This window comes from Megasphaera sp. AM44-1BH (genome assembly GCF_003467125.1).
Lineage (GTDB): Bacteria > Bacillota > Negativicutes > Veillonellales > Megasphaeraceae > Megasphaera.
The window spans coordinates 23,416-46,277 of record NZ_QSFA01000008.1 but is presented as its reverse complement, the minus strand read 5'-3'; the positions used below and the strand labels follow the sequence as shown (position 1 = coordinate 46,277).

Genomic DNA, 22,862 nt, shown 5'->3' with positions numbered 1-22,862 from the left:
AGGTACGCTTTTTCTTTGAATATGATAGGAATTTTAATTAAATTCGTGTATAATATACACGTACGTTGGAAAACGGGAGCATGCATACGGTATCCTGTTTTCTTAATCTCTAATTCACGAAGGGATGTTGAAGCAATGGCAACAGCAATGGTATTAGGCACCCAGTGGGGTGATGAAGGTAAGGGCAAGATTGTTGATTATCTGGCACAGAAGGCCGATGTAGTTATCCGCTCCCAGGGCGGGAATAACGCCGGTCATACTGTCGTGGTAGATGACAAGGCCTTCGCGCTGCGCCTTCTGCCATCAGGGATCTTGTTCTCTGATAAGACGTGCATCATCGGCAGTGGCGTCGTAGTAAACCCGGAAGTTCTCCTCCAGGAACTGGATGGCATGAAAGAAAAGGGAGTCAAGGTCAGCAAGCTGGAAATTTCCACGCGGGCCCATGTGATTATGCCGTACCATATCCGCATCGATGAAGAAGATGAAAAGCTCAAGGGAGATGCCAAAATCGGCACGACGAAAAATGGTATCGGCCCCTGCTATGCTGATAAGATCAATCGTGTCGGCATCCGCATCGGCGATTTGATGGACAAGGATATTTTTGCAAAAAAACTGCGTGTCAATCTGAAATTGAAGAACCGCCTTTTTGAAACCTATTATGGCTGCCAGGGTTTTGACTTCGATACGATTTATCAGGAATACCTTGGATATGCCGAACGCATCCGTCCCTATGTAAAAGATACAAACTATTCTGCCAACGTATATGTCAATGAAGGCAAAAAAGTGCTGTTTGAAGGTGCCCAGGCAACGATGCTCGATATCGATCATGGCACGTACCCGTTCTGCACCAGCTCCAATCCGACAGCTGGCGGTGCCTGCACAGGCTCTGGTGTCGGCCCGCGCCGCATGGAAAATATCGTGGGCGTCGTCAAAGCCTATACGACCCGTGTCGGAGCCGGCCCCTTCCCGGCGGAACAGAATAATGAAGTTGGGGAATATCTGCGCAATACAGGTCATGAATTCGGCACAGTAACGGGCCGTCCGCGCCGCTGCGGCTGGCTGGATACGGCTGTTGTCAAATATGCAGCCATGCTGAACAGCCTGGATTATCTGGCTATTACCCGCCTGGATATCCTCGATGACCTGGATACGATAAAAATTTGTACCGGTTACCGGTACAATGGCCAGCTCCTGCCGGAATATCCGGCCAGTCTGGAAGTGCTGGAACAGGTCGAACCGGTATATGAAGACATGCCGGGATGGAAGACGGATATTTCCGCCTGCAAGACCTATGATGCATTGCCGGAAGCGGCACGCAAGTATGTAGAACGCATCAGTGAACTCGTCGGCGTACCTCTGGGTATCGTCTCAGTCGGTCCGAACCGCAGCCAGACGATTATCCTTCAGCCGATTTTCTAACGCTATTTTGGGTTTTCACCATAACGATAAACGAAAAGCGGGCCCTGCTCACGGGGCCTGCTTTTCGTTTATGGGCAGGAAAAAGAGGCTATCCATGAAGACAGCCTCTTTTTGAGCGTTCCGTTTTTAGTTTTCAGAGGTATGACGTACCAGGATTATTCATGGCAGTTATGGGAGCAGCTGGCACAACCGGACGGGCTGCAGCCCCCTTCTCCACCGACATGGTTCATGCCGACGATGGCCGTGACGGCTTTGCGCGGTACGAGCATATTGGTCGGCGTAACAGAAATGCCAATCTGGGCAGCCTGCAGGGCCTGCACCAGCGTGACTTCCTGCTTCTGCGGCGTATCGCTGTGTCCCGGCGTGATGCGCCACAGAATTTTATAACCTTCCGGCGCGCCGAGGGTGTCGATATATCCGCATAATTGTCCTACCATCTGTTCCGTTGCGATGGAAATGGCAGAATCCATGAGAATTCCCTTGGTGAAATTTTTCTGCATGAACAATTCGTCACAGGCATCTTCTACTTCTTTCCCGAGGGTGACGGCCATGATGATGGCGACTTCTGTATTTTCCAGATAATTGCGGACCGTTTCTCCTTCGATGACGAACGGATCATTACATAAAAATGTGTGCGTATCTTTGTCGTAAAAGAACTGATAAAATACGCTGACCGGCTGGGCCAGGCGTACGACGGTCTGGCAGACTTCTTCCGCAAGTTCCGGTGTCGCATCGTCAACAGCGCGCTGACCTGCCAGGGTGAGTACATTATTGGCATCGATATGTTTCAGATTTCCTTTATATACAGGCATAGATATCCTCTTTTCCCGGATTATCGGTGATAATCCTGACTTTTTGTTCCATTATAGCAAGTTTTTCTTCCTGTGGCTAGCAAAAGGTACAGAAAGGCGGGGATGGGCCTTTTTGATGAGCATGAAATATTTGCTAAAATAATCATAGCAAGGTATACTAATATATAGACTTAAATTTAGAAATGAGGTGACTGCGTTGGCTCATATTATTGCCGTAACAAACCAGAAAGGCGGCGTGGGCAAGACGACGACCAGCATCAATCTGAGCGCCTGTCTGGCAGACTGCGGCAAGCGTACCTTGTTGGTGGATCTGGACCCCCAGGGCAATGCGACGAGCGGCCTGGGTATCGATAAAGAGAGCCTTTCGGGCAACTTATATGACTGCCTGATTGACGGCGTACCGATGGAACAGGTACTGCAGAAGACGGCAGTAAAAAAATTATCCGTCATTCCGGCGACCATGGATGTAGCCGGGGCAGCCGTAGAATTAGTCAATATGGATAAGCGGGAACAGGTACTGAAGCAGTCCCTGACGGCCTTATTGGAAGCGGCGAAGAAGCCTTATGATTTCGTGCTCATCGATTGTCCGCCTTCCCTGGGACTCCTGACCATCAATGCCCTGGTGGCATCGGATCACGTACTGATTCCTGTGCAGTGTGAGTTTTATGCACTGGAAGGTCTGGCCCAGCTGATGCAGACCGTTGAGATGGTACGGGATAATATGAACAGCAGTCTGCGCCTGCTGGGCCTGCTGCTCACCATGTTCGATGGACGTACGAATCTGTCCCTGCAGGTTGCCGAAGAAGTGAAAAAGTATTTCAGCGGCCAGGTGTTCCGCACGATTATCCCGCGCAATGTGCGACTGGGAGAAGCGCCGAGCCATGGGGAGCCTATTACCGTGTACGATCCTCATTCCCGTGGAGCTGAAGTGTATCGAAAATTAGCCAGAGAGGTGATTCGCCGTGTCGGTTAAGAAAAAGGGACTTGGCAGCAATGCCATTCTGGGAAGCCGGCTTCAGGCACTGGGATTAAAAGAAAAAAAGATAGATGAAATAGATAAGGCGGCATCCGGTGATGGCACTATGCCGGCCGAACTGGATATTACGGCGATTGTACCGAATCCCCGTCAGGCACGGCGGGAGTTCGACAAGGCGGCATTGGAAGAACTGGCTTCTTCTATCCGCCAGTATGGCCTGATTCAGCCGCTGGTCGTGCAGAAGAAGCCCGATGGCACCTACGAACTGGTAGCCGGGGAACGGCGGCTGCGGGCGGCCAGAATGGCTGGTCTGAAAACGATTCCGGCACTGGTACGGGAGTATACGCCCGATGCGGCAGCCGAAGTCTCCCTCATCGAAAACCTGCAGCGGGAGAATCTGAATGTCATGGAAGAAGCGGCGGCATATGACATGCTGATCCACACTTTTGGGCTGACTCAGGAAGAAGCGGCGCAGAAAGTAGGGAAAAGCCGTCCGCACGTAGCCAATATGCTGCGTCTGCTGAAACTGCCTGACGAAATCCACCAGTTCCTGCGAGACGGGACGCTATCTATGGGGCAGGCCCGTCCTCTCCTCCAGCTTCCGGACAAAGACCGGCAGCTGGCAGCGGCCGGTCAGATTATCCGCCAGGGATTATCGGCGCGGCAATGTGAGGCCCTCGTTGCCCGCATGCTGCAGGGGGGTACGGATAAGGAACAGAAAGAACCCGATGCCTATCTGGAAGCCATGCAGGACCGGATTAAAATGCACCTGGGGACCAATGTTTCCATCCGGTTCAACCGGAAGAGGCAGAAGGGGAAAATTGAAATCTCCGTAGCGTCAGAAGCCGAATTCGAGCGGCTCCTGGCTCTTTTGACAGAAGAAAAGACCGGAGATGGCACGGAAACGCCATCTTCTTTTACAGTTTAGAAAAAAATCCTGGAAACCGGTTGTTTTTTAGAGTTCTTTTGTGTAATATAAGGTACAGACTTTTTTTGAAATACGGCAGGAGGAAAGACATGTTTTACGGATTAGACTGGCAGATTATTTATCTGGCTGCCGCCGGCGCTGTGGGAGTGCTGTTGTTGCTGTTGATCATCTACATAGGCGTACTGACCCATCGCATGGGTAAACTCAAAGAAAAATACGAGTTTTTTATGCAGGATGAAACGGGAAAGAGTGTAGAGGCCAAGCTGCATGAAGATGTTGCCAGACTGCATGATCTGCAGGATTCACTGGAACTCATCCACAAGACCCAGAAAGATATTATGGCCGTGCAGAATCACTGTTTCCGCAAAATCGGCTTTGTCAAATACAATGCCTTTGATAATATAGGCAACAATCTGAGTTTTGCCTTTACCGTACTGGACGGCAAAAACGATGGCTTTTGTCTTTCCAGCGTCTATGGCCGTAATGAATCCCGTATTTTTGCCAAACCCATTGTCGATGGCAAATGTCTGTATGGTATGAGCGAAGAAGAAAAAGAAAGTCTGGATAATGCCCTGCAGTACACGGGCACACTGGATACGGTACAAAAGGATTAAAGAGGGGACTATCTTTGAAATTTCAGGATTTTCTTGCGCGTTTGAAACAGAGCGCCGCCGGTATGACAGCCCATGCTCCCCGCCTCAGGCGTACGGAGCCGCTGATTCTGACACCGGGGCAGTATAAAAAAGTAATGGCAGCTGTCATCGCAGGCGTTGTCGTGATTGCTGCCGGACTGTGCATCGGCATATATGAATTTATATCGCTGCAGCACATGAAGGAACAGAACGCGCTTCACGAACAGCAGCTGGAGCTGATGCGGGAAAAAACGGCATCTCTCCAGGAAAAAATGGATAAAATGGATGCCCTCGACCAGGAGCTCCGGCAGATGGTCAAGGGGGCAGGTACAGGTGACAGCCCAAAAGGTGAAGGTGGCGTAGCAGGACAGCAGAAGAAATCACCGGACGTTTCTCATGCTGACTACAACGACCTGCTCCATGCCACCTCGCGGCTGGAAACTAAAACAAATGCCCGCATCATCAGTTTCATCACGCTGAAAACCGTGCTCAGTGATACAGCCGGTCAGCAGGTCCGGGAGATGCAGCAGATTTCCAAAAAGTATCAGGCTTCCAATTATCCGTCTATCTGGCCGGTTAACGGTACGATTACGTCGAACTTTGGCTACCGGGGCAACCCCATTGGCGGTGGTACAGGCTACCATGAAGGGCTGGACATCGCTGTCGATTACGGGACACCGGTACGGGCTACGGCTTCAGGCAAAGTCACTATGGCCGGATGGGTCGATGGCTACGGCAATCTCGTAGAAATCGATCACGGTGGCGGTTTTGTCACCCGCTATGGTCACAATTCGATGCTTCTCGTCGTCGTAGGCCAGGAAGTGAAGACCGGCGATATCATCGCGCTGGCAGGCAGTACGGGACGCAGTACGGGACCGCATTGCCACTATGAAGTACGTGTCAACGGCACTCCGACGGATCCGTTGCTGTTTTTACCATAATTTATCACAAGAAGATAAAACAGGGGGGGGACGGATAACGGGACCACCCTGTTTTTTTACGAAAAGGAGACACATGCTATGAAACGTATCAGCACCCTGCTGGCGGCAGGCCTCTGCCTGCTGTCCCTGGCTTTTCTGGCCTCAGGATGCAGCAAACAGGCTCCACAGGCCGTTCAGCGCCAAGAAGTGCTGATTGGCACCAATCTCTCCCTCACCGGACCTGGCGAGACGTACTGCCGTTCTACGGAACAGGGTGTAGAGCTGGCCCGGGATATACTGAATGAACAGGGCGGACTTCTGGGCAAGGAAGTCAATCTGGTCAGCGTAGATAATCATGGCAATGCCGATGATGCGGCTACGGCAGTGCAGCAGCTGGCGACACGCCATGTCAGTGCCATTATAGGCCCCAACATGACGGCCTGTGCGACCGCTGTCATGCAGCCGGCAGAAGCGCTGCGCATCCCCGTAGTCAGTCCGGCATGTACTGACCCGGATATTACCGTCGATGCCAGATCACGGCAGGTATACCAGTATATGTTCCGGGCTACCTTCATCGATCCCTATCAGGCCCGGGCTATGGGAGAATATGCTATGGAAGATCTTCATGTGACCCGGACGGCAGTTCTTTATAACGGGGAAAGCTCCTATTCCAAGGGGCTGGCGGAATTTTACCGCAGCACCATAGAAGCCCGCGGCGGCACCGTCACGACGTTTGTCGATCTGGCTGATTACGATGGCAATCTGGCAGCGGCACTCGATGCTGTGCGGCAGGATCCCGGACAGGCCGTATATGTGCCGCTCTATGATAAAAAAGCGCGGGAGCTGATTGTCCTTGCCCGCTCTTCCGGTATGACGACTCCTCTTCTGGGAGCTGATGGCTGGAACGGGCCGGCTCTTGCCAAAAGCGTGGATCCGGCGTATCTGACAAATCTGGTGTATACCGATCATTATGCCAATGACGTTCACGAAGAAACAGCAGAAACCTTTGCCGAACGGTATTATGAAAAATACGGGGAATGGCCGGACAGTTATGCTGCGCTGGGCTATGATTCACTCATGATGATTGCTGAGGCAATCCGCCGTGGGAATTCTGACAAGCCACAGCAGATTGCCCAGGAACTGGCCAAGACCATCGATTTTACAGGAGCGACGGGACACATCATCCTTGATTCCAACCACGATGCCATCAAGGCCGTCTTCATCCTTACCTTCTGGGAAGGCGAACCGGCTCTTCTGGAAAAACAGCCGGCAGTCAATATACAATAGCATAAAGGCATAGAAAATATGTAAAATTGCAATACAGATATTCTCAAAAAATATTTACAAATGAGAATTAAGATGATACTATATGCGTAAAGAACAGACTGCACAGACGGTCGGGCGCAAGCAGCAGGCAGGGCCTGCGGGACTACATATAAGTAAGGATATGCGGTTCCGCAGGTCCTGTTTGTTTATTTCATGATAAAGGAAGTTTTTATGATGACTACTGACGAAATTGCACTCAAACGCCGTACGGCTTGTCTTTCCGTACTCAGCAATACTCTTCTTGTAATAGGCAAATTATCCATCGGGCTCCTGACCGGTACGGTCAGCCTCATTTCTGAAGCCATCCACTCCGGCGTCGATCTCCTCGCCGCGGCCATTGCCTGTCTGGCCGTGCGAAAATCCTGTCTGCCGCCGGATCAGGACCATGATTATGGTCATGGCAAAGTGGAAAATGTCTCGGCGGCATTCGAATCCCTGCTGATTATCGTAGCGGCCCTGAGCATTCTCTATGAAGCGGCCGGTAAATTTTTCCATCCCCAGATACCGGAATCCCTGGACTGGGCTATCGTCATCATGCTGGCATCCAGCCTGATCAATGCTGTTGTGTCTGCCCGTCTGTATTATGTCGGGGAAAAGACCGGTTCAGAAGCCCTGAAGGCTGATGGCATGCATCTGCGGGCTGACGTATGGACGTCGGCTGCCGTCATGGCAGGGATTTTTCTCATGAAAATCACGGGCTGGGCCATTCTGGATCCGCTCATCGCCTGCCTCGTCGCCCTGGGGATTCTCCGCGTCGGGTATAAAATGTGCCGTCGCAGTTACGATGACCTGACCGATGCGTCTCTCAGTGATGCGGAAGAATCCAAAATCGGCCATATCATCATGGAAACACCGGGAGTTAAAGGGTATCACCATCTGCGTACCCGCATTTCCGGCTCGGAAACTATCATGGATTTCCACCTGGAACTGGATCGCACGCTTCCCCTGTCCCAGGCTCATGCCATTTCGGATAAAGTAGAATCGGCATTGCAAAAAAAATACGGGCCCTGTGATCCTATGATTCACCTGGACCCGAGATAAACGGATGATATTCAGATGTTACAGTACGGTGCGTAGCGTACCAGCTCCTGCCGCCAGGCTTTCCAGTCGGGCATGAAGCGGCTCATCCAGCCGTAAAAACGGGAGGAATGATTACATTCCAGAAAATGGCATAACTCGTGGAGGACGACCTGATCGATACAGCCATCGGGCATGACAGCCAGATAGGTATTGAGACTGATCCGCTTCCGGGCTGGCGTACAGGAACCCCAGCGGGAGCGCATCCGCCGCAATGTGACCGTGGGAAGAGGCACGCCGTATGGCTGCAGCCGGGGATAGATGCGGGCTATACTGGCAGTAAATAAAGGGCCTGCCTGCTGACGCAGGTATTGGTGATAGAGACGGGCCCGCTGGCTCTCCTCATCACCATGAGGCATTTCCATGTACAGGAAATCCCCTCTTTCATATACCTTTCCAACCGGGCCGGGAACGACGCAGAGTGTCAGCGGGCGGCCATGAATATAAAGGACATCACCGGTATTCAGTCTGAATGCCGGCTTTTTCTCTATCTGGGCCAGCGTTTTTATAATGAATGGCGTTTCCCGGAGCAGAAAGGTATCAATCTGGTCTTTAGAAACGAAGGCCGGAGCGGATACGTGAATAGAACCATCGCGGCGGATGCGGAGATTGATGTTTTTGACGGCTTTCCGGGTCAGTTCATAGGAAAATGAATGGGCACCGTTTTGGAAATGACATTGGGCAGAACGTGGCATAGTGACTCCTTTGAAAGGAAAGATTCCTGTGGCAGGACCGGTATAGGGATGATACCGGCCCCGCACTTTTTCATACTTCCTCTACTTTATACTGAAATACCCTGTTTGTCTATAGGCTCCATGTTGCATTTCCCTGTCAGGTGTGGTACGTTTTACATAATACCGTGATATACGGTTATTTCCTCTGTAGAAAGGTGTCTGCCTTATGTTAGATTTTACGGCGATTGATTTTGAAACAGCCAATAAATATGCCAATAGTGCCTGCTCACTAGCGGCTGTCACCATGCATGACGGCCAGTGCGTCCGCGAGGGATATACGCTCATCCGGCCGCCTTTTATGGTATTTTCTCCTGATAATGTACGGATTCATGGCATTACTCCCGACCAGGTAGCGCATAAACCGAAGTTCGACCGCCTCTGGCCATCGGTGCGGCTCCATCTGGAAGGGCGCATCCTGGTTGCCCATTATGCCGTCTTCGATACGCGGGTCCTGCGCAGTCTTTTGAAGACCTATCACTTGGAAAAACCGCAGGCGTCCTATGCCTGCACTGTCGAAATTTCACGCCGCGTCTGGCCTGACCTGCCCAACCACAAGCTGGATACAGTGGCGGATTTCCTGGGATATACCTTCCACCATCACCAGGCTCTGGATGATGCCCGGGCCTGTGCCCTCATCGTCGTCAAGGCAGCCGAAGCCGTCGGGGCTTCGTCCATGGAAGAACTACTGGAAAAAACGGGATTATCTTTGAAGCCGTTATAGCTTCAGGTAAACAATATACGGCTTTTGCATATACAGTATTTCTCTATGCCGAGTTGCTATATAGCACTTACAATTTGTGTAAAAATAGCTATAATGAAACCAGATATTGCCTATGAGGAAAGGAGATTTTTATGATGAAAATTGTCTTATTGGAATCGTTAGGTATCAGTCAGGAATTACTTGATTCGTATGTGAAACCCCTGAAAGAAAAAGGGTATGAATTTGCTGCGTATGAACGCAATGATGACCCGGCCGTCCAGATTGAAGAAGCAAAGGATGCCGATATCCTCATCATCGCCAACATGCCCCTGAAGGCAGAAGTCATCAATGCCTGCCCGAAATTGAAATATATCGATGTGGCCTTTACAGGCGTCGATCATGTCGCTCTCGATGCTGCCAAAGCTAAAGGCATTAAGGTCAGCAATGCGTCCGGCTATTCGACCGTTGCCGTAGCTGAATTGACCATCGCCATGATGCTCGATCTGCTCCGCCGCGTACCTCAGGTCGATGCAGCCTGCCGTGCTGGCGGTACGAAGGCCGGCCTTGTCGGCAATGAACTGGAAGGCAAGACAGTTGCTCTCGTTGGCACCGGTCATATCGGCCATCGCGTCGCCGAACTGGTCCATGCCTTTGGAGCCAAAGTCATCGCCTATAACGGATTTTCCCATAAAGCCAATACGGATTTGATTACCTACCTGCCCATGAAAGAAATGATGGAACAGGCTGATATCGTCAGCCTCCATTGTCCGGTTACGGATCAATCGAAGGGCCTGATCAATAAGGAAACCTTATCTTACATGAAGCCGACGGCATTCCTCGTCAACGAAGCCCGCGGTCCTGTCGTCGTATCCCAGGACCTGGCAGATGCACTGAACAGCGGTAAGATTGCCGGTGCCGGCATCGACGTCTTTGAAAACGAACCGCCACTGGATACCAATCACCCGCTGCTCCACTCCAGGAACACCATCGTCACGCCGCACGTCGCCTTCGCCACGGCAGAATCCATGGCCAAACGGGCCGTCATCGTCTTTGACAATATCGATGCGTACTTAGCCGGGAATCAGAAGAATGTTATTCTCTAAAGAGATACGTTTTGACAGACGGATGCAGATATAGCATCCGTCTGTTTTTTTCTCTCTTTTCTATTGTCACAGATCTTCTTGTATGGTAGTATTTAACAAAGATGAGGCAAAAAACAGTATACACTGCTTCTGTAATTTTTAAGGAGGAATACCAACATGAGAATGACATTTCGCTGGTATGGCGAAAATGATGACAATATTACATTGCAGCAGATTGACCAGATTCCCGGGATGGATGGTATCGTCGGGGCGTTATTTGATATTCCTGTAGGCGAAGTATGGCCGGTAGAACCGTTGCTTCATATCAAGCAGCAGGCCGAAGCCCATAATTTAGTCTTCAAAGATCTGGAAAGCATCAATGTCCATGAAGATATCAAACTGGGCCTGCCCAGCCGCGACAAATATATCGAAAATTATATCCAGTCCTTAAAAAATGCGGCTAAAGCAGGGATTGAAGTCGTCTGCTACAATTTCATGCCCATTTTTGACTGGACCCGTACGGATTTGGCCAAACCGCTCTATGATGGTTCGACCTGCCTGGCCTATGACTATCATCTCGTAGCTGGCAAGACACCGCAGGATATGGCCCGGGAAATCCTGGATAACAGCAACGGCTTTGTCCTTCCCGGATGGGAACCAGAACGGCTTCAGGAATTGTCCCGGCTGTTTGAACAGTATGAAGGCATGGATGAAGACGGGCTGCGCAAGAATCTGGCCTATTTCCTGAAAGCCGTCGTACCCGTAGCCGAAGAATGCGGTATCAAGATGGCAATCCATCCCGATGATCCACCTATTTCCGTCTTTGGCCTGCCCCGCATCGTCAAAAACGAAGCGGACCTTGACAAAATCGCTGCCATGGTAGATAGTGAAAGCAATGGGTTTACTATCTGTACAGGCTCTCTGGGTTCGAACCGTCAGAATGATATTCCTCATATTATCCGCAAATTCGGCCGCCAGCACCGCGTCCAGTTCGTCCATCTGCGCAATGTCCAGGTGCACGAACCGTGGGTATTCAACGAAGTCGCCCACAAATCGGCTATTGGTTCTCTCGACATGTTTGAAATCGTCAAGGCTCTTTATGACATCCGCTTTGACGGTCCCATCCGTCCTGACCATGGCCGTATGATCTGGGGTGAAGAAGGCCGGCCTGGTTATGGACTCTATGACCGGGCTCTCGGTGCCAATTATATCTGCGGTCTCTGGGATGCGGTCAACCGCCTGTGCGGGCAGTTTTAAGGCATATTGAATTTTAGTAGTGGAGGGATTATGTATGTTGCATCTGAACCGGCAGGAAATTGCTGAAAATCGTTCACTTTGGGAAGAAAAAGGATTCGCTCTCTATTCGTTTGATGATAAAGCGGTCATAGAGGAAACAAAAAAAGCACCGCAGTGGCTTCACATCGGCAGTGGTAATCTGTTCCGTGCTTATATTGCCGTCCTCCAGCAGCGCCTTCTGGACCAGGGCCTGGCCCGTACGGGCATCATTGCCGCTACGACTCATAATGCAGCCGTCATCGATGATGTGTTCCGCCCGTATGATAATCTCCATGTCAACGTCACTATGGAAGCCGATGGGCACTTTGGCAAAGAAGTCATCGGCAGCGTCTGTGAATCCGTGGCGGTCAAGGAAAACCGTCCGGCAGACTGGCAGCGTCTGCTTGACATCTTTACGGCGCCGTCGCTGCAGATGGTCAGCTTTACCATTACGGAAAAAGGGTATAATCTCAAGGATTATGACGGCAATTACTATGATGACGTAGCGTCTGACCTGAAAGAAGGACCGGCTCATCCCCAAAGCGCCATGGGCAGCCTTGCGGCTCTCGCATATGCCCGGTATAAAGCGGCGGTCAGTCCCATTGCCTTTGTCAGCATGGATAACTGCTCTCACAATGGCGAACGGATCCGTCAGGCCTTCCTGACCTTTGCCAGCGCCTGGGAAGCAAAAGGATATACCGACAAAGGCTTTACGGCATACATTGAAGAAAAGACGGCCTTTCCCTACAGCATGATCGATAAAATCGTCCCCGGTCCGTCGCCAAAAGTCCAGTCGTACCTCAAAGAATGCGGCTTTGCTGATACAGAATATATCAAAGCCGGCCACAGTACCTATGCTCTCTTTGTCAATGCGGCACCGCAGGAATATCTGGTCATTGAAGATACCTTCCCCAATGGCCGCCCGCCCCTGGAAAAAGCCGGCGTCATCTTTACCGACCGGGAAACGGTCAATCAGTGCGAACGCATGAAAGTCGGCACCTGCCTCAATCCGCTCCATACGGCACTGGCCGTGTACGGCTGCCTTCTGGGCTACGTCAAGATTTCTGACGAAATCAGAGATCCCCAGCTCAAAGGTCTCATTGAAAAAATAGGTTATGACGAAGGCCTGCCCGTCGTGGTCAATCCCGGCGTCCTCAATCCGAAAGCGTTCATCGATGAACTTCTGGAACAGCGCCTGCCCAATCCCAATGTCCCCGATACGCCACAGCGCATTGCTACCGATACGTCACAGAAAGTGGGTGTCCGCTATGGTATTACTATTAAAGCCTATGGCGATAAGGCAAAGGACCTGAAATATATTCCCCTGGCTATCGCTGGCTGGTGCCGCTATCTCCTCGGCATCGACGACGAAGGTCATGCCTTTACGCCCAGCCCGGATCCCCTTCTGGAAGACTTGCAGAAGACCCTTGCCGGCGTCCGCTTCGGCCATCCGGAAACGGCAGCAGGGGCGCTGCATTCCATTCTGTCCAACCGCAGCATTTTCGGCGGTATGGATCTTGCGGAAGCAGGACTCGAACCGGTCATCGAAGGCTATTTCAAAGAACTCATCGCCGGTCCCGGCGCAGTCCGTGCCGTCCTGAAGAAGTATGTAGGCTAAAGCCTGTCATATACATCTCTGTGCTCATACGAAGGAGGAACTATCATGAAAGCAGTTGTAGTTGAAAAACCGGGCAGTATTGCCGTTGTCGAACGGGATATACCGGAAATTACGGAAAATCAGGTATTGGTGAAAGTGAAGGCTGCCGGTATCTGTGGCTCCGATGTCCATATCTTCCATGGAAAAAATGCCTTTGCCACCTATCCCCGTGTCGTCGGCCATGAATTTGTCGGCGAAGTCGTCAAAGTGGGAAGCCAGACAGAAAATATAGCTGTCGGCGACCGCGTAGCCGTCGATCCTGTCGTTTCCTGCGGTCACTGCTATGCCTGCCGGATCGGCCGGCACAATGTCTGCTCCAGCCTGCAGGTCATGGGTGTCCATCGCGATGGGGGGTTCCAGGAATACGTCGCAGCCGACTACCGCCAGGCCTATAAGCTGCCCGATAATCTTCCCTGGGAAATCGCAGCGACAGTAGAACCATACTCCATCGGTGCCCAGGTCGCACACCGCGGCCGCCTTACCGGTGACGATACGGTACTCATCTGCGGTGCCGGCCCGATCGGTTTGATCATCCTCCAGGTTGCCAAGATGAAAGGGGCCAGAGTCGCCATCCTCGACATCGTCGAAAGCCGTCTGGAAAAAGCAAAAGAACTGGGTGCCGATATGGTCGTCAACGGAAAGACGACAGATATCGTCGATGCCATGAAGGAATTTACGAACGGTGAAGGATTTAACCTTATTTATGAAGCGACAGCCAATACGAAAATCCTGGCTACGTGCATCCGCGACCTGCCCAGCCAGGCTGGCCGCATCGTCGTCCTCGGTTTCACGACACAGGAACTTCCTATCCGCCAGGTAGATATCATGGGACGGGAACTAGAAATCATCGGTACGCGGCTCAATAACTACCGCTTCCCCGAAGTCATCGGCTGGTTCAAAGAAGGAAAAGTCCAGCCGAAAGAAATCATTACCCATACCTTCCCATTTGCAAAAGCTGCCGAAGCCTTTGCCTTTAATGACGAACATCCGGATAAAGTATTGAAAATCGTCCTTACCTTTGATTAATTACGCAAGACCTTGAATGAGGCCGGTGCATTATGCGTTTTTGCTTAATGCGCCGGCCCCATTTTTTTCTTAAAACGTTACACAATGCGAGAAAATAGGAACGGTCTTTTTGTAGTTGTTCCGGTTTAGACTTTATTTATAAAAAGAAGTTATATTACAAATAGGCAACGTTATGGATAAATCAATGAGAAATATATATGCAAAAATGTGTTGCTTTCATTGATAATTTAACATACAAGTGCTAGAATGTTAGTATATCAAGGAGGTACGGATATAAAATAACATATGTATATACGAACGGTAAATCGCAATGTGTCCCGGCATCGTTCAGGTAATGAGGAAAGGAGGCAGAACCGTACGTCTTTGATGAGCGGAAAATAAAGCTTACTGTTATTTATTATGTGTCATGAAGGAAAAAAGAAAAGGGAGTGTATTTGTATGAAAATGCCTAAGGCCCATCCTATATCATGGATCCTTTTGCTGGTTACGACCCTGGCTATCCTGGCAACGTCTGTATCCCGTATTATTCTGCCGACGGTTCTGCCGGCCATTATGGAAGAATTTCATTGGAGTGCTACCGAAGTCGGGTTCCTGAATTCGGCTATGTTCATCGGCGCATTTATCGGCGCTACGTTCTTCGGTATCCTTTCTGATTCCGTCGGTTCCGGCTATAAACGGGGCTGGACCTGGATTTGCTGCATGGTAGTTGCAGCCATCGGTGGCATCCTCACTGCTATGTGTACGACGGTTAATGCCATGCGTGCAGCTCTGGCTGTCCTCGGTATGGGGACTGGCGGTGCCGAACCGGTAAACGTAGCTATTATCGGTGAATGGTGGCCAAAAGAACACCGTGGTTTTGCTATCGGCGTCCATCACACGGGTTTCCCCTTTGGCCAGTTCCTGGGACCGGTCATCATCAGCTTTATCCTGGCGGTAGGCACCTGGCATGATGCCTTTACCTTTGTTCCCCTCCTGGCCATTCCTATTATCATCCTGCAGTTGATTTTTGGTACGGAAAAGAATCAGAAAAAGGTATATAAATGGATTGAAGATCATCAGATGACAAAACCGCTCGATGAAGTCGAAGCAGAAGGCAAAAAGCCGTCCCTCAAAGAAATGGTCAAAAACGTCGGTGTCTGCCTTCAGAACCGCAACTGTGTCATGGCTATCATTACGATTTTCATTTTCCTCTGGTCTGAAGCGGCTATCACCACATTTATGACTCTGCAGCTGACGACTGTTGCCGGTATTTCCCTGGCAGCTGCTGCCGTCGTATCCGGGGCTTCCGGCCTGACCGGCTGGATCGGCCAGATTGGCTGGGGTACTGTATCGGATTCTACGGGCCGTAAATTTGCCCTGCGCATCATCACTGCCGGCTGGATCGTAGCAACTCTGGCCTGCATGTTCATCAATACGGAAATGTCAGCCTGGATGATCCTCATTTTCTGGGGCCTCTTCCGTAATTCGCCGTTCCCGGTCATGTATGCCCTGCTCATCGATTCCCTGCCCAAATCGGCTGGTTCCTCTATGGGCCTCATGATTGGTATCGCCCTCGGTCTTTCTGGGTTCTTTGCCGCTCCGACTGCCGGCTGGATTATCGAAACCTTTGGCTTCACGACCCACTACGTCGTACTGGCTGTCATGCTGGCTCTGTCCTATATCCCGCTGACCATTATCAAAGAAACGGTACATAAAGATGCAGAAAAGGCAGAAGCATAAAATCTGTCTTCATGATAGCAACTGTGTGATTTTTCGAAAGGGAGATGTTTTTACATGAATACGAAAGAATTAGCTGCTGCATTAGAAGGAATGGATGTTGTCGATCTGACGCTTACTATGGAAGAAGGCATGCCGGTCTGGCCGACACACCAGCATTTCTATCACAATATTGTAGAATCGACAGAAATGGGCGATCCCGCTACCCACTATGCCGTTACCATGGGTGAACACTGCGGTACCCACCTCGATGCACCGCGTCACTTTATAACAGGTGCAACGCCGGTCAATGAAGTGCCGCTCAAACAGTTCTTCGGTCATGCCGTCAAAATCGAAGCGACACAGGTCGGGGCATTGGGACTTCTTCATAAAGACGATATCATCGCATGGGAAAAAGAGCACGTAGAAATTCAGGAAGGCGATGTCGTACTTCTCCATTTCGGATGGGACAAACTGTACGCCCTGAAACCGGATTATGATAAATTCTTGTCGGACTGGCCGGGTCTGGCAGAAGACGGTGCCCAGTATCTGGCAGAAAAGAAAGTGAAAATCGTCGGCTGCGATGCCCTGGCTCTCGACGTATTCGGCGGGACGGATCCGACTCATAAGACGCTCCTTCCCAAAGGTATCCTGATCATCGAAAACCTGTACAATCTGGGAACCCTTCCCGATGAAGTCCTGTTTGCAACGCTGCCCCTCAAGATTAAAGATGGCTCCGGCTCCCCTATTCGTGCCGTTGCCTTCGTAGAAAAGAAATAATGCTGCCTTGAATACAGCGTTACCCATTGATAAAAAGGAGTGATTTAGTATGTACGTATATCTTTCTTATCCTATTGCCGAAGGGCAGATTGCCTGGCCTGACGCGCCGGTCTACACATCCGGACGGCACGACATCATCGGTATCAATGGCAGTTTCTGCAATACGTCGGTCATGACTATTCCCAATCATTATGGTACACACTACGACGCACCGCGCCATTTCAATGCCAAAGGACCGAAAATTACAGAACTGCCGATGGATTACTTCTGCTTCAAAGGCGATGATATCCTCATCCTCGACATTCCAAAAACATTTAAAGAAGTCATTACGGCGGAAGATGTCATGCCGTACAAAGATCAGATTGCCAAAGCAAAACTGCTCTTGTTCCGCACGGGATTTGAAAAGCAGAAAGAACTGAATCCCCAGGGATATAAATACGAAAACCCGAGCGCCCATCCAGGCCTGTGCAAGTATCTCGTCGAAAATTTCCCCAATCTCTGCACCATCGGTCTCGATTCTCTGTCCCTCGGATCGGTATGCAATGACTACGCGACAGAAGCCCATCACTGGCTTTTGGGTTACTATACGGATAAATTCGTAACCGTCATTGAAGATATGATGCTCTCGCCGCTTGATGGAAAAACGGTAAAGAGTATCATCGTGGCACCTATCCGGGCACTGGATGTGGACAGCGCGCCTGTTACTATCATTGCCGAAGTTGAATAAGGAATGAATCATAAGCCTGTCGCATGAAAAGTCCTGCTATCATGCGGCAGGTCTTTTTTTCAACCTGCCTGGCCTTTTTACGTAAATATGAAGGCAACTGCCGTCATCTGTATGCTTTCTGTCAGAAAAACGGTCTGCCAGGAAGCTTCTTTCTTACCTGTGATGGACGTATATTAGAACTGGCTTATGTATTGACGGTATGATATAATATTATTATCAGGAATATCGATATTATAAAGAAAGCAGCTGTAATCAGCTGCATGAGGTTACACCATGATTGAACTTACTATTACACCTATGGAACCGCGGGAAAACGTCAGGGCTTATGTATACCGGCTGTTGTATCATAATATCATGTCGGTCCGGCTGACCCCGGGAACGGCTGTTTCCGAACAGGAAGTTTCTTCCTACCTGGATATCAGCCGGACACCGGTACGGGAGGCCTTTATCCATCTGTCCCAGGACGGACTCGTAGAAATCCTGCCCCAGAGGGGCACGTTCATTTCAAAAATAGATACGGCACTGATCGAAGAAAACCGCTTCATGCGCCTGACTCTCGAACGGGCCGTCATCCGTCTGGCCTGTCAGGACCTGCCGGATATGTACCTGAGACAGCTCGATCAGTCCCTGCAGGATCAGAAGGATGCTATGGATGCCGGTGACAGCGCCCGCTTCATGACCCTGGACAACGAAATGCACGGCATCATTTTTGCCGGCTGCGGCAAGCCGCACGTCTGGCAGACACTGATGCAGGCCAATCTGGATTATCTGCGTTCCCGTGCGCTTTCTGTACTGAACAAAGAAGAAATGGGCATTGTATATGCCAAACATCAGTCACTTGTAAATCATATACGGCAGCATGAAACGGACCAGGCAGAAGCGGATATTAATGAACACATTGACCGCATCCTCATCGACCTGGCGGCGCTGCGGGCGGCCCATCCCGATTTTTTCAAGTGATGAGGGCCCCGTCTGCTACTCTATGTGAATCAGGTGATAACGATGATTGATCTGACAATTACGCCACCTCTCCGGCGGGAGACGGTGCGTTCCTATGTATACCGCATGTTGTACGATAATATTATGTCACTCCATCTGACGCCGGGAACGGCCATGTCCGAACAGGAAGTGGCCGATCTTCTGAAGACGAGCCGTACGCCTGTACGGGAGGCCATCATCCATCTCGGACAGGACCGCCTGCTGGATATTCTCCCCCAGCGCGGCACCTTCGTATCCCGGCTGCATACCCAGATGATACGGGAAGCCCGCTTTATGCGCATTGTCCTGGAAGAAGCGGTCATGAAAGAAGCCTGCGTGCATTTTCCCCAGGAGGGTCTGAAAAAGCTGCATCAGATTCTGGAGCGGCAGCAGAAGGCAGCCGGTGATGGGGACAAACAGGCTTTTTTTGAAGCCGACAATGCCTTCCATGAAACGGTTTTTTCTGGCTGCAGCCGGCCTCATATCTGGCAGACCCTGATGCGGGCCAGCCTCGATTATTCCCGTGCCCGCATGCTCAATGCTTTTCTGGAACCGAAAAATATTCCCCTTTCTGTCCATGAAGATATGCTGAAAGCGATAGAAGCGCATGAGGGAGATAAGGCGGCCCGGCTGGTCCGCCAGCATATGACCAATCAGGAAACGGGTATCCGTAAATTGATGCAGCTCTATCCCGATTATTTTATATAAAAAGAGGTTTTTGGCGTGATGAACCAGGCTGAAACAGGTGATAGGTATGGAAATTCTGGCAAAAAAAGAAGACGAGTCATCGCGGCAGTATGTACGGCGCTGTCTGCTCTATAACATTGTCAATGTAGAAATCAAACCGGGTGAACGGATTATCGAGAAGGAATATTGCGATTTGTTTCAGGTAAGCCGTACGCCCATCAGGGAGGCCATTCTGGACCTGCACAAGAATCATCTCATTGACGTCATGCCTAAGCGTGGCACCTTTGTTTCGTACATTGACGAAGACCGGGTGGAAGAAGTGCGCCAGCTGCGGGCCGTCCTGGAAGCGGAAATCGCCCGGGAAGCCTGCCGGAAACTGACGACAGACGATCTGGACCGGCTGCGGGAAAACGTCATTGTCTGGAAATATTACATCGGCCGCAAGCAGGTGCGCAAAATTTTTGAATTGGACAAGAAATTTCATGGACTCCTCTATACGCTGTGCGGAAAGCCCTACTGGAGTGAAATCGTCGAAGCGGCGGCACCGCATTTCGACCGGGCGATTGTCCTGAGTTTCCAGTGCATGCCTGCCTCCCAGGTCCTGGCCGATCATATGCAGCTCATCGATGCCATAGAAGCCCGCGATGAGGATAAGGCCTATGAACTGGCCCGGACACACCTGAACCGGTATAATGAAGAAAAGGAAATGATCAAACAATCTTTTCCCGGCTATTTTCAGTAAGGCCTGCATCGAATAAGGGCAGAAAAAAGGAAGCCGCAACAAAATGACCACTCAAGGCCGTTTTGTTGCGGTTTCCTTTTGGTTTATCACGGGTGAGAATCTGCCAGATTACCCTTTTGGTTCTGCCGTTAAATCTGTAGACAGATCAGATCCAATGGACCATGATGCTGGCCAGGAGGCCGGAGACGACCGATACGGATACGATGCCGGCGATGACCAGTTTGGGCATGATGTAATGCAGGATAGCTTCTTTTTCTTCATCGGTCCTGCCGCAGGCCCGGGATACTTCCAGAGAAATGAGGTAGGTTCCGGGGAAGCCGAAGAAAGCCGTGACGGCCATGGCGATGGAGAGTCTCCAGTCGAAATGGACGATCCGGCCGACGATGACAGCGATGACAGAGCAGCTGACTGTACCGACGGCCAGGACGACCAGCAGTGGTGCAATCATGCCGAGGAGCATGTCTGGTGTCGTGTTGGTCAGGCCGACGAAAATCATGGCGACGGCGCCAGCCATGACGAAGGTCAGGGCATTGGCCTGAGTCAGGCAGTTTTCTTCCAGAAGGCCCAGTTCATGAAGGATGATGCCGAAGATGAGGCCGAAGATGAGGATGCTGATGCCCGTAGCCTGGGCCAGTAGCATGGAAATATAGGAAACGAAACAGAGTTTGCAAAGGATGATATTGGGCGTACTGTATTTTTCCGGGATGTGAAACAGACGAAGGTTCAGATGCTTTTCTGTTTCCCCGCCAGTAAGTGTGCCATTGTTGAATTCCGTGCGGACCCGGTCCCCTTCTTTTTTACAGAAAAAGCTGGCAATGGGGATGCCGACGAAATTCTGGAACACCAGGACCAGTACGGCAAAGACCTTGATATCGGGCCGGCCCAGGACATCCCCTATGGGCGACATGACCAGGTAGGCGACGACCCCGCCGGCCAGGACCGGGGCACCGACCAGGGCGTAGTAGGCGTCGATGAACAGGCGGCCGATAAAGAAGACGCCACCGGCTACGGCAAGGGTAGCAAAGAAGGTGACGAAGACGGTCTTCCATTCTTTGACGAAATCATTGATCTTGATGGCCGTACCGATATGGATGAGAAACATGCAGAGGGTAATTTTGGCAAAGGCGATGAGGCCCGAATCGGCAAAAATCGTCTTGGGAAGGCCCAGCCAGAAACCGGCCGTGAAAATGACGGCACAGGCCAGCAGCATAGAGACGAAGGCCTTTGTCTTGTCGGCGATGAAATCTCCGATGGAATAAATGAGGAAGACCAGGCCGAGGGCAACCAGGGCATTCATAGTAACAACTCCTTTTTATAGTGTATTGGCTGCTTTCAGGTAAACGGAAAGCAGATATTCAAAGGCCAGGGGCAGGCCTTTTTCATCGTACAGGTAGAATTTGGGGTTGTGATGCGGCGTCAGTTCGTGGGCACCGGTCGGATCGCCCATACCGAACCAGGCGACGGCTGCCGGCTTCTGTTCGCTGAAATAGCCGAAATCTTCGGCACCCAGGCTGGGCGGGCAGTCGGCATTGGTAATGCCCATACTGGTGGCAACATCCTGCATGATGGATACGCAGCCTGTATCATTCTTGCAGGCCGGATAGCCATATACCATGGTGGTCTTGATTTCGCACTGGTGAGCAGCGCAGATGCTGTTGCCCAGGCGTTCGATTTCTTCCATGACCGACTGGCGCAGAGCCGTGTCGAGAACGCGGACGCAGCCGCCCATGCTGACCGTTTCGGGAATGACATTGGCTACGCCTTCGACACCGCAGTGGAGGTAGCTGACGGAGACGGTGCAGTTGGCCAGAGGGTCGCACTTGAGGGCCGGGATAAGGGCGATGTCGTTTACCAGTTCCGATGCCGCAAAGATAGGATTGTTGGCCTTGTGTGGGAAACCGCCATGGCCGCCTTTGCCGCGGATCTTGAAGTCGTACGTGCCGACAGCAGCGAAGCGGACGCCATCATGGATATCAATCTGACCGAGGGGGGCGGAAGCATTGACGTGGATGGCAAACATGTAGTCGATAGAGTCCATCACGCCGTCTTTGACCAGCTGCTGGGCGCCGCCGGGGAGAAATTCTTCGCCCTGTTCGAAGACAAAATAGACTGTGCCGCGGACGAGTTCGCGGTGACGGGCCAGGGTTTCGGCAACGGCCATGAGAATAGAGGCGTGGGCATCGTGGCCGCAGGCGTGCATGACGCCGGGATTGGTGCTCTTGTAAGGAAGATCATTCGTTTCCGTAAGGCCCAGGGCATCGAAATCAGCGCGCAGTCCGATAGATGGGCCAGGCTGGCTGCCTTTGAGGACGCCGACGGTACTGTTGCCCGTAATGCCCGGCATCAGTTCGATGCCGGCCTTTGTCAGATGGTCCCGGATCCAGGCGGCCGTATTCGTTTCCTGGAAGGACAGTTCCGGGTGGGCGTGGAGATAGCGGCGGTTCTTTATAATCTGGTCACCATATTCTTCTACGAGTTTTTTTACATCGGTCATAGGAATCACTCTCTTTCTGCAATATCATGATAGAAGGTAACAAAAAAGGGCGGTACGTGAGGGACGAAATATATCCGCGGTACCACCCTGTTAATCTAAAGAATTTAGATCAGCTTTTGTGCTCTGTAACGGGAGCTTTCCGGCCAGGCCTACTTATCGTTCAGCCGGGCAGTTCAGGAATGTACTTCATATGGC

General features: G+C 51.2%; 22 protein-coding genes and 1 other annotated feature (1 of these 23 running past the window's edge). Of the genes, 18 read left to right on the top strand and 4 right to left on the bottom strand.

Annotated features, from left to right (window positions below):
* The first annotated feature begins 135 nt into the window (after nt 1–135).
* A complete protein-coding gene (locus tag DW949_RS06950) occupies nt 136–1,419 on the top strand; it encodes an adenylosuccinate synthase (RefSeq protein ID WP_118022515.1) in 1,284 nt (427 codons plus the stop codon).
* 155 nt (nt 1,420–1,574) lie between these two features.
* Here the strand turns inward: DW949_RS06950 and DW949_RS06945 are convergent, their stop codons facing one another.
* Complete coding sequence (locus DW949_RS06945) at nt 1,575–2,231, bottom strand: hypothetical protein (protein ID WP_118022514.1); 657 nt, start codon at nt 2,229–2,231, stop codon at nt 1,575–1,577.
* Nucleotides 2,232–2,427: 196 nt separating this feature from the next.
* Between DW949_RS06945 and DW949_RS06940 the strand changes: the two genes are divergently transcribed.
* From DW949_RS06940 to DW949_RS06915, 6 genes are all read left to right on the top strand, one after another.
* A complete protein-coding gene (locus DW949_RS06940) occupies nt 2,428–3,204 on the top strand; it encodes a ParA family protein (RefSeq protein ID WP_118022513.1) in 777 nt (258 codons plus the stop codon).
* Nucleotides 3,194–4,135 carry a ParB/RepB/Spo0J family partition protein gene (locus DW949_RS06935; RefSeq protein WP_233539525.1) on the top strand — a complete coding sequence of 314 codons (942 nt, stop codon included), beginning with the start codon at nt 3,194–3,196 and terminating at the stop codon, nt 4,133–4,135. Before DW949_RS06940 ends, DW949_RS06935 begins: the two co-directional genes overlap by 11 nt.
* An 89-nt stretch (nt 4,136–4,224) precedes the next feature.
* A complete protein-coding gene (locus DW949_RS06930) occupies nt 4,225–4,749 on the top strand; it encodes a DUF4446 family protein (protein ID WP_118022512.1) in 525 nt (174 codons plus the stop codon).
* A 14-nt stretch (nt 4,750–4,763) separates the two neighbouring features.
* Nucleotides 4,764–5,708, top strand: a complete 945-nt coding sequence (locus DW949_RS06925) for a peptidoglycan DD-metalloendopeptidase family protein (RefSeq protein ID WP_233539524.1) — start codon at nt 4,764–4,766, stop codon at nt 5,706–5,708.
* Between the two features lie 78 nt (nt 5,709–5,786).
* Nucleotides 5,787–6,974, top strand: a complete 1,188-nt coding sequence (locus DW949_RS06920; RefSeq protein ID WP_233539523.1) for an ABC transporter substrate-binding protein — start codon at nt 5,787–5,789, stop codon at nt 6,972–6,974.
* A 210-nt stretch (nt 6,975–7,184) separates the two neighbouring features.
* Nucleotides 7,185–8,054 carry a cation diffusion facilitator family transporter gene (locus DW949_RS06915; protein WP_233539522.1) on the top strand — a complete coding sequence of 290 codons (870 nt, stop codon included), beginning with the start codon at nt 7,185–7,187 and terminating at the stop codon, nt 8,052–8,054.
* An 11-nt stretch (nt 8,055–8,065) separates the two neighbouring features.
* Here the strand turns inward: DW949_RS06915 and DW949_RS06910 are convergent, their stop codons facing one another.
* Entirely contained in the window at nt 8,066–8,785 is a 720-nt protein-coding gene (locus DW949_RS06910; protein ID WP_147349049.1) for a M48 family metallopeptidase, read from the bottom strand.
* Nucleotides 8,786–8,990: 205 nt separating this feature from the next.
* Here DW949_RS06910 and DW949_RS06905 point away from each other — a divergent pair, with 205 nt between their 5' ends.
* From DW949_RS06905 to DW949_RS06850, 11 genes are all read left to right on the top strand, one after another.
* Nucleotides 8,991–9,545 (top strand): 3'-5' exonuclease, encoded by a 555-nt coding sequence (locus DW949_RS06905; RefSeq protein ID WP_118022509.1) that lies wholly within the window; start codon nt 8,991–8,993, stop codon nt 9,543–9,545.
* Between the two features lie 134 nt (nt 9,546–9,679).
* Nucleotides 9,680–10,627 carry a 2-hydroxyacid dehydrogenase gene (locus tag DW949_RS06900; RefSeq protein ID WP_118022508.1) on the top strand — a complete coding sequence of 316 codons (948 nt, stop codon included), beginning with the start codon at nt 9,680–9,682 and terminating at the stop codon, nt 10,625–10,627.
* Nucleotides 10,628–10,783: 156 nt separating this feature from the next.
* Nucleotides 10,784–11,863, top strand: a complete 1,080-nt coding sequence (gene uxuA / locus DW949_RS06895) for a mannonate dehydratase (protein ID WP_118022507.1) — start codon at nt 10,784–10,786, stop codon at nt 11,861–11,863.
* Between the two features lie 34 nt (nt 11,864–11,897).
* Nucleotides 11,898–13,499, top strand: a complete 1,602-nt coding sequence (locus tag DW949_RS06890) for a mannitol dehydrogenase family protein (protein ID WP_118022506.1) — start codon at nt 11,898–11,900, stop codon at nt 13,497–13,499.
* Nucleotides 13,500–13,544: 45 nt separating this feature from the next.
* On the top strand, nt 13,545–14,564 hold the full coding sequence (locus tag DW949_RS06885) for a zinc-binding alcohol dehydrogenase family protein (RefSeq protein ID WP_118022505.1): 1,020 nt from the start codon (nt 13,545–13,547) through the stop codon (nt 14,562–14,564).
* 438 nt (nt 14,565–15,002) lie between these two features.
* Complete coding sequence (locus DW949_RS06880) at nt 15,003–16,283, top strand: MFS transporter (RefSeq protein ID WP_158570653.1); 1,281 nt, start codon at nt 15,003–15,005, stop codon at nt 16,281–16,283.
* A 54-nt stretch (nt 16,284–16,337) separates the two neighbouring features.
* Complete coding sequence (locus tag DW949_RS06875) at nt 16,338–17,039, top strand: cyclase family protein (protein ID WP_118022503.1); 702 nt, start codon at nt 16,338–16,340, stop codon at nt 17,037–17,039.
* A 49-nt stretch (nt 17,040–17,088) separates the two neighbouring features.
* Nucleotides 17,089–17,766: a cyclase family protein gene (locus DW949_RS06870; RefSeq protein ID WP_118022502.1), complete on the top strand. Its 678-nt coding sequence runs from the start codon at nt 17,089–17,091 to the stop codon at nt 17,764–17,766.
* Nucleotides 17,767–18,039: 273 nt separating this feature from the next.
* Nucleotides 18,040–18,726, top strand: a complete 687-nt coding sequence (locus tag DW949_RS06860) for a GntR family transcriptional regulator (protein ID WP_118022500.1) — start codon at nt 18,040–18,042, stop codon at nt 18,724–18,726.
* Nucleotides 18,727–18,768: 42 nt separating this feature from the next.
* Nucleotides 18,769–19,452, top strand: a complete 684-nt coding sequence (locus tag DW949_RS06855) for a GntR family transcriptional regulator (protein ID WP_118022499.1) — start codon at nt 18,769–18,771, stop codon at nt 19,450–19,452.
* Between the two features lie 46 nt (nt 19,453–19,498).
* Nucleotides 19,499–20,173: a GntR family transcriptional regulator gene (locus tag DW949_RS06850; RefSeq protein WP_118022498.1), complete on the top strand. Its 675-nt coding sequence runs from the start codon at nt 19,499–19,501 to the stop codon at nt 20,171–20,173.
* A 145-nt stretch (nt 20,174–20,318) separates the two neighbouring features.
* Here the strand turns inward: DW949_RS06850 and DW949_RS06845 are convergent, their stop codons facing one another.
* Together DW949_RS06845 and DW949_RS06840 are read right to left on the bottom strand one after the other, a co-directional pair.
* Nucleotides 20,319–21,470, bottom strand: a complete 1,152-nt coding sequence (locus tag DW949_RS06845; protein ID WP_118022497.1) for a hypothetical protein — start codon at nt 21,468–21,470, stop codon at nt 20,319–20,321.
* Between the two features lie 15 nt (nt 21,471–21,485).
* On the bottom strand, nt 21,486–22,667 hold the full coding sequence (locus tag DW949_RS06840) for a M20 family metallopeptidase (protein WP_118022496.1): 1,182 nt from the start codon (nt 22,665–22,667) through the stop codon (nt 21,486–21,488).
* 56 nt (nt 22,668–22,723) lie between these two features.
* Nucleotides 22,724–22,862 (bottom strand) — a binding site (T-box leader); it runs 76 nt beyond the window's last position.

Excerpts from the sequence above, each read along its gene's own strand:
- DW949_RS06930 (WP_118022512.1), top strand. The coding sequence starts at position 4,225 with ATGTTTTACGGATTAGACTGGCAGATTATTTATCTGGCTGCCGCCGGC.
- DW949_RS06845 (WP_118022497.1), bottom strand. The coding sequence starts at position 21,470 with ATGAATGCCCTGGTTGCCCTCGGCCTGGTCTTCCTCATTTATTCCATC.
- DW949_RS06850 (WP_118022498.1), top strand. The coding sequence starts at position 19,499 with ATGGAAATTCTGGCAAAAAAAGAAGACGAGTCATCGCGGCAGTATGTA.
- DW949_RS06890 (WP_118022506.1), top strand. The coding sequence starts at position 11,898 with ATGTTGCATCTGAACCGGCAGGAAATTGCTGAAAATCGTTCACTTTGG.
- DW949_RS06900 (WP_118022508.1), top strand. The coding sequence starts at position 9,680 with ATGAAAATTGTCTTATTGGAATCGTTAGGTATCAGTCAGGAATTACTT.
- DW949_RS06910 (WP_147349049.1), bottom strand. The coding sequence starts at position 8,785 with ATGCCACGTTCTGCCCAATGTCATTTCCAAAACGGTGCCCATTCATTT.
- DW949_RS06880 (WP_158570653.1), top strand. The coding sequence starts at position 15,003 with ATGAAAATGCCTAAGGCCCATCCTATATCATGGATCCTTTTGCTGGTT.
- DW949_RS06860 (WP_118022500.1), top strand. The coding sequence starts at position 18,040 with ATGATTGAACTTACTATTACACCTATGGAACCGCGGGAAAACGTCAGG.
- DW949_RS06905 (WP_118022509.1), top strand. The coding sequence starts at position 8,991 with ATGTTAGATTTTACGGCGATTGATTTTGAAACAGCCAATAAATATGCC.
- DW949_RS06875 (WP_118022503.1), top strand. The coding sequence starts at position 16,338 with ATGAATACGAAAGAATTAGCTGCTGCATTAGAAGGAATGGATGTTGTC.
- DW949_RS06945 (WP_118022514.1), bottom strand. The coding sequence starts at position 2,231 with ATGCCTGTATATAAAGGAAATCTGAAACATATCGATGCCAATAATGTA.
- DW949_RS06870 (WP_118022502.1), top strand. The coding sequence starts at position 17,089 with ATGTACGTATATCTTTCTTATCCTATTGCCGAAGGGCAGATTGCCTGG.
- DW949_RS06920 (WP_233539523.1), top strand. The coding sequence starts at position 5,787 with ATGAAACGTATCAGCACCCTGCTGGCGGCAGGCCTCTGCCTGCTGTCC.
- DW949_RS06840 (WP_118022496.1), bottom strand. The coding sequence starts at position 22,667 with ATGACCGATGTAAAAAAACTCGTAGAAGAATATGGTGACCAGATTATA.
- DW949_RS06950 (WP_118022515.1), top strand. The coding sequence starts at position 136 with ATGGCAACAGCAATGGTATTAGGCACCCAGTGGGGTGATGAAGGTAAG.
- DW949_RS06885 (WP_118022505.1), top strand. The coding sequence starts at position 13,545 with ATGAAAGCAGTTGTAGTTGAAAAACCGGGCAGTATTGCCGTTGTCGAA.
- uxuA (WP_118022507.1), top strand. The coding sequence starts at position 10,784 with ATGAGAATGACATTTCGCTGGTATGGCGAAAATGATGACAATATTACA.
- DW949_RS06855 (WP_118022499.1), top strand. The coding sequence starts at position 18,769 with ATGATTGATCTGACAATTACGCCACCTCTCCGGCGGGAGACGGTGCGT.
- DW949_RS06915 (WP_233539522.1), top strand. The coding sequence starts at position 7,185 with ATGATGACTACTGACGAAATTGCACTCAAACGCCGTACGGCTTGTCTT.